Source organism: bacterium, assembly GCA_035419245.1.
GTDB lineage: Bacteria > Zhuqueibacterota > Zhuqueibacteria > Residuimicrobiales > Residuimicrobiaceae > JAKPUX01.
In genome coordinates this window covers 1-15,693 of record DAOLSP010000023.1, presented here as the reverse complement: position 1 = coordinate 15,693, position 15,693 = coordinate 1, and the positions used below count along the sequence as shown (strand labels likewise).

14 protein-coding genes and 1 tRNA gene are annotated in these 15,693 nt (G+C 55.9%); 6 read left to right on the top strand and 9 right to left on the bottom strand.

The features are described 5' to 3' along the window. Positions 1-27: 27 nt before the first annotated feature. From guaA to PLH32_16560, 7 genes are read right to left on the bottom strand one after another with little or no spacing between them, the layout of a single operon-like run. Positions 28-1,566, bottom strand: a complete 1,539-nt coding sequence (gene guaA / locus PLH32_16590) for a glutamine-hydrolyzing GMP synthase (protein ID HQJ66226.1) — start codon at positions 1,564-1,566, stop codon at positions 28-30. 21 nt (positions 1,567-1,587) lie between these two features. Then, a complete protein-coding gene (gene surE / locus PLH32_16585) occupies positions 1,588-2,352 on the bottom strand; it encodes a 5'/3'-nucleotidase SurE (GenBank protein ID HQJ66225.1) in 765 nt (254 codons plus the stop codon). A gap of 3 nt (positions 2,353-2,355) precedes the next feature. Continuing rightward, positions 2,356-3,246, bottom strand: a complete 891-nt coding sequence (accD, locus tag PLH32_16580) for an acetyl-CoA carboxylase, carboxyltransferase subunit beta (protein ID HQJ66224.1) — start codon at positions 3,244-3,246, stop codon at positions 2,356-2,358. Positions 3,247-3,255: 9 nt separating this feature from the next. Next, a complete protein-coding gene (gene rimI / locus PLH32_16575) occupies positions 3,256-3,798 on the bottom strand; it encodes a ribosomal protein S18-alanine N-acetyltransferase (GenBank protein ID HQJ66223.1) in 543 nt (180 codons plus the stop codon). Then, on the bottom strand, positions 3,788-4,492 hold the full coding sequence (tsaB, locus tag PLH32_16570; GenBank protein HQJ66222.1) for a tRNA (adenosine(37)-N6)-threonylcarbamoyltransferase complex dimerization subunit type 1 TsaB: 705 nt from the start codon (positions 4,490-4,492) through the stop codon (positions 3,788-3,790). Before tsaB ends, rimI begins: the two co-directional genes overlap by 11 nt. Then, positions 4,458-4,964 (bottom strand): tRNA (adenosine(37)-N6)-threonylcarbamoyltransferase complex ATPase subunit type 1 TsaE, encoded by a 507-nt coding sequence (tsaE, locus tag PLH32_16565; GenBank protein ID HQJ66221.1) that lies wholly within the window; start codon positions 4,962-4,964, stop codon positions 4,458-4,460. Before tsaE ends, tsaB begins: the two co-directional genes overlap by 35 nt. Positions 4,965-4,976: 12 nt before the next feature. Next, positions 4,977-6,539: a bifunctional response regulator/alkaline phosphatase family protein gene (locus PLH32_16560; GenBank protein HQJ66220.1), complete on the bottom strand. Its 1,563-nt coding sequence runs from the start codon at positions 6,537-6,539 to the stop codon at positions 4,977-4,979. A gap of 204 nt (positions 6,540-6,743) precedes the next feature. On the opposite strand from PLH32_16560, the gene PLH32_16555 reads away from it, so the two are divergent. The 3 genes from PLH32_16555 to PLH32_16545 all read left to right on the top strand — a co-directional run bounded on the left by PLH32_16555 (position 6,744) and on the right by PLH32_16545 (position 9,708). Further along, positions 6,744-8,486 (top strand): DNA topoisomerase I, encoded by a 1,743-nt coding sequence (locus tag PLH32_16555; GenBank protein HQJ66219.1) that lies wholly within the window; start codon positions 6,744-6,746, stop codon positions 8,484-8,486. Next, positions 8,483-9,367 (top strand): EamA family transporter RarD, encoded by an 885-nt coding sequence (gene rarD / locus PLH32_16550; GenBank protein ID HQJ66218.1) that lies wholly within the window; start codon positions 8,483-8,485, stop codon positions 9,365-9,367. The genes PLH32_16555 and rarD overlap by 4 nt, the downstream gene beginning before the upstream one ends. A 265-nt stretch (positions 9,368-9,632) precedes the next feature. Further along, positions 9,633-9,708: transfer RNA gene (locus tag PLH32_16545), tRNA-Met, on the top strand. Positions 9,709-10,303: 595 nt separating this feature from the next. Here the strand turns inward: PLH32_16545 and PLH32_16540 are convergent. Next, complete coding sequence (locus tag PLH32_16540; GenBank protein HQJ66217.1) at positions 10,304-12,667, bottom strand: HAD-IC family P-type ATPase; 2,364 nt, start codon at positions 12,665-12,667, stop codon at positions 10,304-10,306. 229 nt (positions 12,668-12,896) lie between these two features. On the opposite strand from PLH32_16540, the gene PLH32_16535 reads away from it, so the two are divergent. Further along, the gene (locus tag PLH32_16535; protein HQJ66216.1) at positions 12,897-13,208 is read left to right on the top strand and encodes a hypothetical protein; all 312 of its coding nucleotides are present in this window, start codon (positions 12,897-12,899) and stop codon (positions 13,206-13,208) included. 1,027 nt (positions 13,209-14,235) lie between these two features. On the opposite strand, the gene PLH32_16530 is transcribed toward PLH32_16535, so the two are convergent. Further along, the gene (locus PLH32_16530) at positions 14,236-14,964 is read right to left on the bottom strand and encodes a Na+/H+ antiporter NhaA (GenBank protein HQJ66215.1); all 729 of its coding nucleotides are present in this window, start codon (positions 14,962-14,964) and stop codon (positions 14,236-14,238) included. A 69-nt stretch (positions 14,965-15,033) separates the two neighbouring features. Here PLH32_16530 and PLH32_16525 point away from each other — a divergent pair, with 69 nt between their 5' ends. Together PLH32_16525 and PLH32_16520 are read left to right on the top strand one after the other, a co-directional pair. Beyond that, complete coding sequence (locus PLH32_16525; GenBank protein ID HQJ66214.1) at positions 15,034-15,330, top strand: transposase; 297 nt, start codon at positions 15,034-15,036, stop codon at positions 15,328-15,330. After that, positions 15,327-15,693: IS3 family transposase (locus PLH32_16520; GenBank protein HQJ66213.1), on the top strand; the 367-nt coding region annotated here is incomplete at its 3' end. The genes PLH32_16525 and PLH32_16520, both read left to right, overlap by 4 nt.

Below are 15,693 nucleotides of genomic sequence, written 5' to 3'. Positions count from 1 at the left end.
CACCGTCCGATTCAATGCTTGATGTCTCTATTCCCATTCAATGGTGCTAGGGGGCTTGGAACTGATGTCATACACCACCCGGTTAACCCCCTTGACTTCATTGATGATCCGATTCGAGATCCGCGCCAGCAGCGGCCGGGGAATCTCGGCCCAGTCGGCAGTCATGCCGTCCATGCTGGTGACTGCGCGCAGGGCGACGACATTTTCGTAAGTGCGCTCATCCCCCATGACGCCAACGGTCTGGATCGGCAGCAGGACCGCAAAGGCCTGCCAGATCCGGTCGTACTCACCGCTGCGGCGCAGTTCCTCAATGAAGATGCGGTCGGCCGGCCGGAGGATGGCTAGACGTTCCGGAGTGATCGCTCCGAGAATGCGAACAGCCAGGCCGGGGCCGGGGAAGGGATGACGACTGAGAATGTACTCTGGCACCCCCACTTCGCGCCCGACCTTGCGAACCTCGTCCTTGAAGAGTTCGCGCAGCGGCTCGATCAGCTTGAGCTGCATCTGCTCGGGGAGCCCGCCGACGTTGTGATGGCTCTTGATGGTGGCCGAGGGGCCTTTAGTCGAGACGCTTTCGATGACGTCGGGATAGAGAGTCCCTTGCACCAGATGACTCACCTTGCCGATCCGGCGGGCCTCCTCCTCAAACACAGCGATGAATTCGCGTCCGATGATCTTGCGTTTCTGCTCGGGGTCGGTCACGCCTTCCAGCCGCGTGAGGAACCGCTCGCTGGCGTCGATGAGCTGAAAGTCGAAATCGGCGTTGCGGTAAAACCGACAGACCTCTTCGCCTTCCTTCTCGCGCAGCAGGCCGGTGTCGACAAAAAGGCAGGTGAGCTGGCGGCCGATGGCGCGCCCGACCAGGGCCGCCGCGACCGTCGAATCGACACCCCCCGAAAGGGCGCAGAGGACGCGTTCCTGGCCGACGCGCGCGCGGATCTCCGCCACCGTGCTCTCGACGAAGGAACTGGCGCTCCAGTCCCCGCGGCAGCCGCAGTTCTTGAATACAAAATTGCCGAGCAACTCCGTGCCGCGCGGGGTGTGCACCACCTCCGGATGGAACTGGATGCCGTAGATGGCACGATGCTGGTGGCGGATCGCGGCGATCGGTGCGTTGGCGGTATGGGCGATGACCGTGAATTCCGGCGGGATGCGGGTGAGATGATCGCCATGACTCATCCAAACCGTCATCGCTTCGCCCAGTCCCGAGAAGAGGCTCTCGGGCCCATCCATCTGCAGTTCGGCGCGGCCATACTCGCGCTGCGGCGCGCGCGCGACCTCACCGCCGAACAGGCGGCCGATGACCTGGAGGCCATAACAGATCCCCAGGATGGGGAGATCCATCTCGAAAAGGGCCGGGTCCGGGAGCGGGGCCTCCGAGTCATAGACCGAGGAGGGTCCGCCGGAGAGAATGATGCCCCGGGGCTGCAGCCGGCGCACTTCGTCCACGGAGATGGAATAAGGTTTGATCTCGGAATAGACGCCCAACTCGCGGATGCGGCGGGCGATCAGTTGGGTGTATTGCGATCCGAAATCGAGGATCAGGATCCGCTCAAGGTGCTCCATGATCAAATTCCTCGCTGGTGATCAGAATGGGATGTTCCACTCCCGCAGGGTGGTCAGTGCCGGGTAGCAGGTCATGTCGCAGTGAACCGGTGTGATCGAAACCATATTCTCCAGGATCGCCTGGTCATCGAGTTCCGGATCCGGCTCTTCGTCGCGTTTTTCGCCGGTCAGCCAGTAATAATTGCGGTTGTGCGGATCCTTGCGGATTTCATACTCTTCGATCCAATTGGCGGTCCCTTGCCGGGTGATGCGGACGCCACGGATTTCGCGGCGCGGCACCGCGGGGACGTTCACATTCAGGAAGACCCCCGGCGGCAGGGGGTGCGCTAAAAGCTGATGGGCGATCACTCCCGCGAATTCGGCGGCGACAGAAAAATCGGGACTGGCATAGGAGGCCAGGCTCATCGCGATCGCCGGAATCCCCGAGATGGCCCCTTCGGTCGCCGCCGAGACCGTCCCGGAATAGATGGTGTTGATGCCGGTATTGGAGCCCTGATTGATCCCCGAGATGACGATGTCGGGCAGGCGGTTCTGGCGGCCGAGCTCCCAGATCGCCACCTTGACGCAGTCGGCAGGGGTGCCGCGGACCGCATATCCGAAAAACGCCCCGTTCTTGCGCATCTCGCTGACGCGCAAGGGATCGCTGAGAGTGATGGCATGGCCGACCGCGCTCATCTCGGAAAGCGGGGCGTAGATGATAATCTCACCATGTTTCGCCATTTCCGCGGCCAGAGCGGCCAGCCCCGGGGCGTTGATGCCGTCGTCGTTGCTGAGGAGAATTCGCACAGATTACTCGCTGGTTGGGGTTGGTTTCGCTATGCGGCGACTGCGCCTGGCACGTTTTGCGCCAAAAAACTGGAGCAGGCGCTCGAGATGGTTCTTGAGATCGCGGCGGTGCAGGATGAGATCGACGAAGCCGTGCTCCTGCACAAATTCAGCGCGCTGAAAGCCCTCGGGCAAATCCTGGCCAATCGTCTGTTTGATGACGCGCGGGCCGGCAAAACCGATGAAGGCGCCGGGTTCGGCGATGATGACATCGCCCAGCATCGAAAAACTGGCGGTGGTGCCTCCAGCTGTGGGATCGGTCAGGATCGAGATGTAGGGGAGACCGGCATCCGAAAGCAGGGCCAGTTTGGCGGAGGTCTTAGCCATTTGCATCAGCGAGAGCACACCCTCCTGCATCCGTGCCCCACCGGAGGCGGACACGATGATCATCGGCCGCCGTGTGGCGATGGCCCGGTCAATAGCGCGGCTGATCTTTTCACCCACCACCGATCCCATGCTCCCGCCGATGAAACGGAAATCCATGAGCGCCAGGATCACCGGCATCCCCCCCAAAGTGCACTCGCCGGTGCGCACAGCATCTTTCAGCCCGGTTTTGACCTGCGCATCTCGCAAACGGTCGGTGTATTTCTTTGAGTCCTTGAAATGCAGCGGATCGGCCGGAGCGAGCTCGACATTGAACTCGGTAAAACTTCCTGCATCGGCCAGCAGGGCGGCATACTGTTCACTGTTCATGCGAAAATGGAAATCGCACTTGGTGCAGACCATATAATTGCGATCGAGATCCTTTTTGTAAAGGATCTCGCCGCACCGGTCGCATTTGATCCACAGACCGTCGGGCAGCTCTCGCTTGGTCTGGGCTTCCAGCCCCGGGGTGACGCGTTTGTACCACTCCATAACAACTCCTTACTGTCCATGGTTCAGCGGCGGATCCGGCGTCGCGAAAAGGGGGTTGACCTGGATCAGGCAAGTCATCAGCACCGCGTCTTCGTGCTCAATCTCATAATACTCCTTACGCAGCCCAACCTTTGCAAATCCGAGCTTTTCATAAAGGGCGATGGCTGCTGCATTGCTGCGCCGGACCTCCAGATGGGCCAGAGCGTATCCCGCCTCCCGGCTGACGCGCAGCAAGTGTAACAGAAAGGCATAACCGACGCCGCGCCGCTGATATTCCGGCGCTACGGCGATATTGGCGATATGGATCTCGTCGGCCACAACATAGGCGACCAGATAGGCGGCCAGGCGCCCGCGGTCTCGGGCGACGAGCGGGCAGGCATACTCCTGATCGAAGTCCTCACGGAACATCTCCGCAGTCCAAGCTGAACGAAAGAGCTGCTCTTCGATCTGCACGACCTCCGCCAGGTCCTCCTCGAGCATGGCACGCAGATGGAGAACGAGCCCCGATCCGGGGATCTCCAACCTCCCGGGCGCCAGGGCTTCAGCGAACATGCCCGCCTGGGCCGATAACCGGTCGTTTCGGTTTGCCGGTGATGAACTCCTGCAGGTAATGCGGCTCGAGCAGATCGGGCTCGTCCACTGCTCCCCGCTGCAACTGCTGGTGCCCCAGACGGGCAATGGTCTGCGCACTCAGCAAAGCCTGCCATGCTGGTGCGGCCCGGTACCCCATGGGCACCGGATGCTGTGCGCCTTGGCCGATCAACAGGGCCTCGGGCGGCACGGCGGTGGTGATCTCCGGCCAGCGCACGATGCGGACCGGCTCCCGCTGCATGTCGCCGCCCTCGGTACGCTCATAAAGCCCCAGATAATATTCGTCGGCGCGCGAGCGCAGCAGCGGAGCGATCAGGCCGCGCTCGAGCGGCGCCTGGGCGGCCAGGGCCGCCAGCGTCGGCACCGCCACCAGCGGGATCTCCCGGGCCAGAGCGATCCCCTTGGCGAAGGCAAGGCCGATGCGCAAGCCGGTGAAGGAACCCGGTCCAATGGAGAGGGCGATCGCATCGAGATCGGAGATCCGCCAGCCCGCATCCGCCAGCAGCACTTCAACCGCTCGCGTGAGCAGTCGGCCATGGGCATTCTTCAGCACCGAGCGGTACTCGACGACCAGCGTCTCCCCCTTGCTCAGTGCGGCGCCGCAGACGACGGTGGCGGTTTCAATGGCCAGCAGGTTCATGATGGTAGACCTCAATCAGCCGGACGTCGGCGGTGATAGGAACAGCTTCCGCGCTGAGTTCCCGGATCCGCCCGGCGGCTTCCATGCCATGAGAAAGATGGAGGCGGCTATGCCCCGCCGGCAGCCACGACTCGATCAGCTCCGGCCACTCGATGAGGCAGATCCCCTCGCCGTCGAAATACTCCTCCAGGCCGAGATCGTGCAACTCGGCGTCAGCATGCAGGCGGTAGAAATCGAAATGATAGACGGGCAGCCGCCCAGGATATTCATTGATCAGCGTGAAGGTGGGACTGGTGACGGTTGCGGTCACGCCGAGTCCTTCACAAACCCCCTGAATCAGGGTGGTTTTACCCGCACCGAGGTTGCCGGTGAAGATGAGCACCGCGCCGGGTTGCAGTGCTGCAGCCAGACGACGGCCGATCGCGCGGGTCTCCGCGGCACCCTGACTGATCCAGCTTTCCATCCGCCGGTAGCTTTCTTCCTGCACGCAGCCCGTTTCCTATCTGGGTTCCAGGGTGATGACCGGCAGAACCATCTCCTCCAGCGAGATGCCGCCATGCTGGAAGCTGTCGGCGTAATAGTTCAGATAATAGTGATAATTGGTCGGATAGACGAAATAAAAGTCTTCCTTGGCGATAAGGTAATTGGTGTTCACCCCGCGCACCGGCAGTTTGAAGGCGCGCGGATCACGGATGATCATGGCATTTTTACTGTCTGCCTTGATGTTGCGGCCGTATTTATAGCGCAGACTGGTCGAGGTTTCGCGGTCGCCGATCACCTTGGCGCCGCGTAGGCCGCGGATGCTGCCGTGGTCGGAGGTGATGACGATCGTGCTGCCCGACTGGGCGAGCTGCTGCAGGGCGAGGAACATATGCGAGTGCTCGAACCAGCTCTTGGTCAGAGAGCGGAAGGCGGCCTCGTTCGGGATCATCTCCTTGATAAGCTCCGACGAACTGCGCGAATGGGCGAGGATGTCGACGAAATTGAGCACAATCGCCGAGAGCGGCAGGTCTCCGAACTCCTGGATCTTGCGGGCAATGAGGCGGTGTTCCTGCATGTCGAGGACCTTGGCATATTTGGGGCTCGGCTTGAGGTCGAGACCGGCGCGGCGCAACTGCTGCTCGAGCAGCTGGCTCTCGAAGCGGTTGCAGCTGACATCATCGTTCTCGTCCCCCTGCTGCCAGAGCTCGGGCATCAGCCGCTCGATTTCGCTCGGGAAGAGCCCGCTGAAGATAGCGTTACGCGCATAGGGCGTCGCGGTGGGGAGGATGGAGAAATAAAAGTTGCGCTGCACATTGAAAAATTCGCGCAGCAGGGGTTCTACCACCAGCCACTGGTCGAGACGCAGGTTGTCGATAACCATCAGCAGGGTGCGGCGTCCGTCACGCACATGCGGCAGGACGTATTTCGGGACAATGTTGACCGAGAGGGGAGGAGCCCCCTTGGCGGTCAGCCAGGAGAGATAGTTCTTTTCGATGAAGCGGCCGAACTCGGCGTTGCACTCGCGTTTCTGGTCATAGAGGATTTGCTTGAGGCCGAGATCCGGATGTTGGTCCAGCTCGATGTCATACTCGCAAAGGCGGAGATGGACGTCGATCCAGTCCTGCCAGCTCATGCCGCCCATCAGGCGGACGGCGATTTGGTTGAACTCGGAGGTATAGTCGCGGGAGATGCGCTCACCGGCGATCTTGCGGCGCTCGAGAATTTTCTTGCATACCAGGAGGATCTGGCTGGGATTAACCGGTTTGGTAAGGTAATCGTCGATCTTGCCGCCGATGGCCTGTTCCATCAGCGACTCCTCTTCATTTTTGGTCACCATGATGACCGGAAGGCCGGGGCGGAGATTCTTGAATTCGGTCAGCGCAGAGAGGCCGTCCATGCCGTTGAGCATCTCGTCGAGCAGCACCAGATCGAAATTGGTCTGACGCACGAGCTCGATGGCATCCTCAGCGTTGGTGACTGTCGTGACGGCATAGCCCTTCTCTTCCATGAACAGCACATGCGGCCGAAGTAGGTCGATCTCGTCATCGACCCACAAAATCAGCCTTTTATCATCCGTCACAATGCCTCCTGCATCTTTATCATAACAAGAAAAGTAATCAATTTATAGCAGAGTGTCAATCCTTTTTATCTTTTTAAACGTGTTCTTGCTTTTTAGCTTGCTATAAAAAAAAGAAAGCGTTAATTTATATGCTATATAATTTTCTCCCGGGGACCTGCCAGTGCAGCCCCATCAACCACGATCTCAATACAAGGAACGCCTGCATTGCTGCATCAGCTTGTTCATAAAGGGGTGATTGTACCCGATCCCCCGGCCTATCAGCAATTGACCATCCATTTTCGCGGGGTGGACCATCTCCTGACACCCAAACAGGAGGAGATGGCTCTGGCCTGGGTCAAAAAGATCGGCACGGAGTATGTCGAGGATCCGCTCTTTGCGCGCAATTTCTTCGGCGACTTCAGCAAGGCCCTGGGCGTCGATCCGCCGCTCAAGCCCGGCGAGGTCGATTTTCAGGAGGTGATCGCCGTCGTCGCGCGGGAGCGCATGGCGCGGGAGGCGATGACCAAGGAGGAACGCAAGGCGCTGGCGGCCCGGCGCAAGATGGCGCGCGAGGAACTGAAAGAGATCTATGGCCATGCCCAGGCCGATGGAGAGCGGATCGAGCTCGCCGGCTATCTCGTCGAGCCGAGCGGCATTTTCATGGGGCGCGGCAAGCACCCCCTGCGCGGTCGCTGGAAGGAGGGGGCCTGTAAAAGTGATATCACCCTCAACCTCAGCCCCGATGCACCGGTGCCGGAAGGCGACTGGGCCGAGATCGTCTGGCAACCCGAGAGCCTCTGGGTGGCGCGCTGGCCGGACAAGCTCACCGGCAAAATCAAGTATATCTGGCTGCACGACAGCGCCCCGATCAAGCAGGCGCGCGAGGAACAGAAATTCAGCAAGGCGATCGAGCTTGAGGAACAGATCGAAGCCGTGCGGGCCCACATCCAGCAGGGGCTCGATTCGGAGAACCCGCGCCGCCGCATGATTGCCACCGCCTGTTATCTTATCGACGCCCTCTGCCTCCGCGTCGGTGACGAAAAGGATCCGGATGAGGCCGACACCGTCGGCGCCACCACCCTGCGTCCCGAACATGTCAAGCTGCTGCCCGATGGCGCGGCGGAATTCCGCTTCCTCGGCAAGGACTCGGTGCTCTGGCATAAAAAGCTCACGCTGCCCGCAAACGTCCGCCGCAACCTCGAGGCGCTCGAGCGCGAGGCGCGTCCAACCGCCGGCGGCGGTAAGGTCAAGAATGCGGCCTATAGCAAGCCCCAGCTTTTCCCGGACATCTCCAGCCGTAATGTCAATGCCTTTCTCTCCGAGGTGCTGCCGGGTCTGACCGCCAAGGTCTTCCGTACCCATCATGCCTCCGCCGTGGTCCGCGAAAGCCTCGCCCAGTCGGGTGTGGTGGCCGAGGATCCCGAACATCTCAAGTGGGAAGCGGTGGTCAACGCCAACCTCGAGGCGGCGATACTCTGCAACCATATCAAAAAAGCCCCCGCCAACTGGACGCAGCGCAAGGAAAATTTCAGGCAGCGCGAGGCCAACCTGCAAAAGGAACTTGCCGCGCTGCGCGAGATGATCAAAAAAGAGACGGGCGTTGTGGCGCAGCTCCGGCAACAATTGAAGGCGCGCAAGGCGGCGACCGAGAAGGCGGAGCAGCGCGCGCGTGTTGCGGCGGCCTTTCAGCGCAAGATCGACGCCCAGCAGCGCAAGGTCGGCCAGCTCAAGGAGCGCGAGGAGAAACGGCGTGTTGCCCTCGGCAAGCTCAAGACCCAGAGTGCCATCGCGGCTAAAAACCGCACCTGGAATCTCGGCACCAGCATGAAATCCTACATCGACCCCCGCACCTTCTACAACTGGGGGCTTGAAGTGGAGTACGATGTGCTCAAAAAATATTACTCGAAGAACTTGCAGCGAAAATTCGAGTGGGTGCGCGCCGGCAAGCAGCCCGAAGAGAGCGAATGAGAAAGGGCGCCGTCTACGCCCTCATCGCCTTTGTGATGTGGGGACTTTTCCCCGTCTACTGGAAAGGATTGGGCGGAGTGCCCGCCCTCGAGATCCTCAGCCACCGTATGGCCTGGTCGCTGGTTTTTGTGGTATTTCTGCTGCTGCTCAAAAAAAGCCGGCTCATCACCGCGCTGCGCCGCAATCCTCGTCACGCCGCGGTTTTCCTGCTGACCGCCAGCCTGCTCTCGGTCAATTGGGGACTTTACATCTGGGCCGTGCAGACCAACCGGGTCGTCGATGCCAGCCTCGGTTATTTCATCAATCCCCTCGTTAATATCGTGCTTGGCGTCGTGTTCCTGCGGGAGCGGTTGCGGCCGGTGCATTGGGTGGCGGTGGGACTGGCGGCGTCGGGGGTGCTCTACCTGGCCGCGCAGCAAGCCGGTTTGCCCTGGATCGCCCTGGCCCTAGCCTTTACCTTTGGAGTTTACGGCCTGCTGCGTAAAACTGCGCCGCTCAATAGTCTCGAGGGTCTGGCGGTCGAGACGGCGCTGCTCCTGCCCCTGGCTTTGGGCTATCTGGTTTTCCTCGAGATCCATGGAACGGCCGCGTTCGGCCATGCCGGCCTGTGGACCACACTGCTGCTGGCTATGGCGGGGCCGGTGACTGCGTTGCCGCTGCTCTTTTTTGCTGCGGGGGCGCGCCGCATCCCCTATAGCCAGCTCGCCTTCGTCCAGTATCTATCGCCGACGCTGCAGTTTCTGCTCGGGGCCTTGGTCTACCATGAACCGCTTTCAGTGGTCAGGCTGACCGGTTTCAGCCTGGTCTGGCTGGCGACCGGGCTCTATATTGCGGTGGAGTGCCGCCGCACCCGCTGCCGGGTTGGTGCCCCTGCGGACTGACCCTCTGCCTGCGCAAGCTCCTCCCGCCGGCACCCGCCCGACCTCTGGCACCCGCTCAGCCCCAACCAACCCCTGGTTCCCACCCAACCTCAGGTGCCTCCCCAGCCCCTGGTAGTCTGGCTCCTAAGCGGATCGCACCGCGTTGCCACTCGAAATCCCTCAAGCGGCTGGTTTTTCTATCTGTCCGATGAAAAGAAATAGCAGTATGTCCACAAAAGTGTTGATTTGAAATTCAGATTTTATTATATTATGCGACTTTAAATATGGCGGTGTAGCTCAGCTGGTAGAGCAGTGGAATCATAATCCATAGGTCGGGGGTTCAAATCCCTCCGCCGCTACCATTAAGTACAGTAAAAAGGCCAGTTAGATCAAATGCTAACTGGCCTTTTTCTTTGCCAAAAAGGGCAATTTTAGACACTTTTGACTGTCGCATTCCCAAAAGGGTAGTGATAAACAAACACCAACTCCGAGAGGCTGAAAGCTGGGCTTCAGGGGCGCGGGAAAACGGGCGCAACCAAGCTTGACCTCTGGCAACCCATTTTCCCGCCCGCCTCCCCGCGTCCCCTGCAAGCCCTTGTTCGCACGATCTGCTTTCTCGCTTCTTGTCTTCTTGCTTCCTACCTTTTTGTTTGCTCGTGGCTTGCCTTCTTGTTGCTTGTCTACTGACTTGTTTACTCGTTTCTTGCCCGCCTGCTGCTTCCCTTCCGGCTTCTTGTCTTCTTGTTGCTGTTTGCTCGTTTCTTGCCTTCTGGCGTTGTATTCTTCCTTCCTCGTTCTTGTGTTCGTGCTTTTTGTGTCAGTACCTCTTCTCGTCTTCCCTCTTCCTTCTTGCCTTGTGCTGCTTACGTCTTCTCGTCTTCTCTCGTGTTGCTTACCTCACTTCACAAGAGTCTGCTTCGGAGTGGGAGCAAACAGATTGGTGTGGACTACATTGGGTTAAAATGCCCGACCATGTCGTTCGGTTCCTAAAATGCCTGAAACTCTGTAATACCAGATCTTCAAGCTGTCTAAGATCAGCATGGCAAAAAGCGTGATAATAGCTAATACAACAATATGTTGCCAAGAAACTGACGCCATCACCAAACCGAAGATCGCCATGAGTATGGCAAGAACGATATTTATAGTAATCATGCCGCCTACCCACTTGCTCGGCCAAAATGACCAGAATGGATCACGGGTACGCGTCATAAGAATCGTTTCCATCGCAGAAAAGATCAGGTAGAGGAACATTAAGGAACTGATTTGGTCTGCACTTAACCTTTGAATTTTGAGGTAAAACCAGATAAGTCCTAGCCCAAGAGCCAGCCAGCCGATGGTGAAGATCGCGGATATCTTGGCAAGCTGAGGTATATTCCATTTTTCAGGGACGGTTGTCGGCCACGCTTTGTCGGTTCCCAGCGTTAAAGTCACCAAGTCATTCATCACGACAATAAACACAATCAGGCTTAGTGAAACCGGGAAAAATCCTGTAAAGATAAATCCAAAGGTCAGAAGCGCCGCCAATTCGGCTGTACGCGCCAATTTGGTGATTGTCCACGTCATCATTCGACGATAAACATGGTGACCGCTATCGATGACTTTGGTGATGTCAGATAATTGCGGTTTGGTGAGAACGACCTTGGCAGCCGATTTGGCAACATCGGTGGCAGTACTAACCGCAATGCCCACATCGGCTTGTTTTAGTGCCGGCGCATCATTGATGCCATCGCCGGTCATTCCGACGACCATTCCCGATTTCTGTATCGCCTGAACAATCTTGTGCTTATCTTCGGGATAGACATTTGCAAATCCATCAAAATCCAATGGATTCGCTAACGCATCCGCCAAGGTTCCAATTCTGCTGCCGATTCCCACTTGCTCCGCAATCGCCTTCGCGGTGCCAGCGGTGTCACCTGTGAGCATCATCACGCGGATGCCTAATTCTTTGATCTTTGCAATTGATTCTCTGGCATCATTTCGCGGTGAATCAGCCAATGCAATCAGCCCTTTGCAAACCAGTTGCTCTTCTTCTCCAGCAGCGACCGCCAAGACCCTGGAACCTCTCGAACTGAGAGTATTCACCTGAGCCATAAATTGATCCGGTATCCTGGCAAGCTCGGCAATGACTGCGGGAGACCCCAGAACCACATCCAACGGGCTGCCATTCTGGCGAATACGCGACCTGGATAATTTGTGAACCGGATCGAATGCCGTAAAAGATATCCGCTCAGGCAGGGTTAATTTTCGGTCTTTTAAGGCTCCGAGTATTGCGGTGCTGATGGAGTCATTGGATGTGTCGTCGCTAGCGGCGGCTGCCAACCTTAGCAATTCGGTATCTGACTGTTGATCAAACGGACTAAGTTCGGCGACTTCTGGACGATTGTTCGTTAATGTCCCCGTCTTATCGACGAGGATGATATCGAGGCTGGCGGCTTCCTGAATTCCGGTCAGCCCCGTTACCAACACATGTTCTTTCGCTAAATTCTTAGCCTCCAATGAATTTGCGACAACAAAGCTTGAGGGCATAGAGATTGGAATGGTCGCAATAAACAAAATAACGAGGAATGGCAAGAGTTCCTGCCAGGGAGTTCCTTGAATGAACGCCGTAAGAACCAGGATAACAGCGAGGACAACATCCAAATACGCGAGATACCGGACGATGGTGAACAGCAACGATTGCAACCGACCCGGAGATTCAGCGGTGCGAACCAACTCGGCCGTCCTGCCATACGAGCTTTTTATCCCAATTGCAGAGACCCTCGCTATGACCTCGCCATGGCTAATCGTCGAGGCGGAAAAAATCGTCGCACCCGTTTCTTTAGTTACATCAATCGATTCACCAGTAAGTGCAGACTCATCCACGCTTACGGTTCCAGTCATGATTTCCATGTCAGCAGGCACAATATCGCCAACTCGAACGTGTACAATATCTCCAGGAACCAGTTCGCGCGACAATATCGTCTGCCATCTTCCGTTTCTCAAAGCTCTGGCGCTAATTTGAAGTTGCTGATGCAAATATCCAATCGCGTTTTTTGCGCGCTTCTCCTGAATTTCGCCAATGACAGCGGAAAAAAGAAGCAACAGGAAAATAATAGCAGCTTGAACGCCTTTGCCCAGGACCAATTCAAATATCATGGCTGCCTCAAGCAGCCAGGGGATTGGCCCCCACATCCTTTTTAGAGTCCCCATAACCGGGCCAATCTGCTTCTCCGGAATTTCATTGTAACCATATTGCTTTCGTTTGGCCTGAATATCGGCTTCATTTAGCCCGGCACCCTGGTACGAATTTTCAATACCCGCGGTATCTTTACTTTGAGCCATAATAACTCCTTGTTAATTTATTAATTATGCTTTTTGGCAGAATAAATTACCCCCCACCAGATCTGTAGAACAAAGCTTGTATCGTTTGATTTCTGTCAATACTTTTTTCGGAGTTTTTTTCGTATACTATTTTATGATAAGAGGAAGGCGGCGAACATTTTGATTACTCCGATTCGGTGTTAAAATAAAAAAACCTGTTGCAGTGTCCACGTTAAGTCATTAAAATTATATGGCTAAAAAAAATCAAATGACAAAACGAAGGGACACCCAACAGGTGAAAGAAAAATACGAAACCAAAACAATGAATGCAACGCCTTTCGGTGGGCTTTACGTCTTTACAGAATTGTTACATCAGATTAGTTTTTATCAACGTTTCAATGTTTGTTTCGAAAAGCTGCGTAAAGTGCGGCAATCTTCACCCGCACAGAACATCGCCTTGCTGGCAGGCATGATTATCGCTCGCGGTGAACGCCTCTACGACATCGGTCTCTTGGTTAATGGTATCGGCTTCAGTGAACTCCAATCTTTGGAAAGAAACTGAGAACAGTTGTCGCTGATCAGCGTCGCGTTCTCCTCCAGGATTGCTTCCCGGGCTGTTTGCACTACCATCTGGAAATCAAACTCTTGCAGGTGCGGGCGAATTGGTGTTAGATATTGAATCGTGAAAAGCCGCCAAGAACAGAAATCAGAAACAGATAGGTGCCGCGGTAATTCACATACGAAATATCTGTGTGCCGATGCAGAGGGGATCGCGTGGGTTATTTGAATCCCTTGTTTTTTCCTAAAGATTTGGTATTCCATTGGTTAAGCAGACCGGCTTGTTCCAGGATATGATAGGTGATCGAAGGGCTGGTAGCGACAATGTTCTGATTCATCATCAAGTAGGTTAAACGCCGGCATCCTTCATCCGGATGATCCTGTTTAAAGTTGATGATGGCGGCTTTCTCCTACGGCTCAAGCCAGAAATCCCGTGGCACTTTGCCATTGTGAGCGTTGGGTTTGCCCGGCCGCTTCTGCCAATCATAGAATTTGGAAGGTGGCAGCCTGAGAACCCGCAGTAAATATCTGATGGTCAAAACGGTTCGCTCTTTGAGATAGCTGGGCCTTTCAATGCTCTGGTCGCGGGTTACAGGGGAATTTCAAAGCCCGGTCAGATCTCCCCATTGCATTTTTTTCTTATTCCCATAGGACTTTGACATTATTGTCCAGATGCTCGCGCAGAATCGTGACTTTTTCTTCAGAACTGAATCGTCTTCTTTCGGACAAAAGGGCCTCCTGGATTCCTGGTACGCCTTAAATCTATGCCCTTTGTTGTCCATTTCCAATATACGCATTACAGGATCACTTTGATGAAAAATCTGATGACAAAAAACTGAACTACTGTCCAGGTCGAAAGCATCGAGATCCAGGCGATTTTGCGCAGTACCCTCTTCTGATAATACCATCCAGCCCATTAATAAACAAATTGCACTGGCGTGTGAATGCGGTGGATTCCCGGCGCGCTGCTATGTTCCATCGGTTAACCGATCTCCTGCCGCATCTCTCTGCCAAATTGCGTTACTGCGGGCTCATTCCTTATGCGCGGGAGTTCTAGCGCCAGATCCCAGTACAAAAAGTCCAAAGAATCCTGCAAGAATTGAGCCGGCCAGAATACTGATCTTGCTGCTCTGTACCAGTTCCGGAGCGGAGAAAGCGAGCTGGGTGATGAAAAATGACATGGTGAATCCGATACCGCTAAGGATTCCGACACCGAGGATATGCCGCCAGGTGACCTCACTTGGCAGACGGGAGAGGCCTGTCTTTACGGCCAGCAGGCTGAAGAATGTAATGCCTAATGGCTTGCCAATCAGCAAGCCGGCCGAAATACCGATGCCGTTCGAAGCGAAGAGGCTACTGGTCCAGTTATTGGCGAGAACGATGCCCGTGTTGGCAAGTGCGAAGAGGGGCATCACACCAAAGGCCACTGGCTTGTGGAGAGCGTGCTGGAGCCTGAACGAGGGAGATGATTCGTCGCCATGACGAAACGGCACGACGAAAGCTAGCAGAACCCCCGCGATGGTGGCGTGAACGCCGGATCTCAGCATGAAATACCATAGAAGCAGCCCCGGCAGGAGGTACGCAGCAAGGCGGTTAACTCCCAATCTGTTAAGTAACAATAAAACTAACCAGATTCCGAGGGCGAGGATCAGATAAAACATTGAAAAGTCAGCTACATAAAAGATGGCGATAATGATGATGGCCCCAAGGTCGTCGATGATGGCCAGCGCGGTTAAAAAGATTTTTAAGGAGATCGGCACTTTGAACTATAACCGATATTGTGGACACACCGAAAAGTTCGTATATTCACCAAACTATGGAGGTGTGTCATGTCCGATGAACAGCGAAAGAAATATGACTCTGATTTCAAGATCGGAACCATCAGGCTGATCCTGAATGGGAAACCGATTGCTGAGGTCGCCAGTGATCTGGATTTGAACCCATCGATGTTGGCCCGTTGGAAGCGAGAATATCTCAAAGATCAAGCCGCTTCATTTCCTGGTAAAGGGAAACTCCGGCCGGAAGATGAAAAGATCCGGCAGTTGGAGCGACAATTACGAGATGTCACTGAGGAGCGCGACATCTTAAAAAAAGCTGTGGCCATCTTTTCAAAACAACCGAAATGAAGTTTGATTTCATTGAAGATAACCGCTCCTTTTTTCGGTTGGAAAAGATGTGCCGTGTCCTGGAGGTTTCCCGGAGCGGATATTATGCCTGGCGCAAACGGCCCAAGAGTCAACGCAAGCTAAAAAATGAGCAGCTCCTGGGCCATATCGAGTCGGTCCATCAGAAAAGCCGTGGGCGCTATGGCAGTTATCGTGTTTGGCGAACCCTGCTACAGTTGGGTGTTATGTGTGGCAGGAATCGTGTGGTCCGGCTGATGCGTAGAGCAGGTCTCAAGTCCAGAAGAGTCAGAAAGTTCAAGACGACAACTGACTCAAAACACAGCCTGCCGGTGGCGCCCAATTTGCTGAACCAGAACTTCAAGA

Coding starts and splice junctions, on each gene's coding strand:
- guaA (HQJ66226.1), bottom strand. CDS start 1,566: ATGGAGCACCTTGAGCGGATCCTGATCCTCGATTTCGGATCGCAATAC.
- accD (HQJ66224.1), bottom strand. CDS start 3,246: ATGGAGTGGTACAAACGCGTCACCCCGGGGCTGGAAGCCCAGACCAAG.
- rimI (HQJ66223.1), bottom strand. CDS start 3,798: ATGTTCGCTGAAGCCCTGGCGCCCGGGAGGTTGGAGATCCCCGGATCG.
- rarD (HQJ66218.1), top strand. CDS start 8,483: ATGAGAAAGGGCGCCGTCTACGCCCTCATCGCCTTTGTGATGTGGGGA.
- PLH32_16540 (HQJ66217.1), bottom strand. CDS start 12,667: ATGGCTCAAAGTAAAGATACCGCGGGTATTGAAAATTCGTACCAGGGT.
- PLH32_16535 (HQJ66216.1), top strand. CDS start 12,897: ATGGCTAAAAAAAATCAAATGACAAAACGAAGGGACACCCAACAGGTG.
- PLH32_16525 (HQJ66214.1), top strand. CDS start 15,034: ATGTCCGATGAACAGCGAAAGAAATATGACTCTGATTTCAAGATCGGA.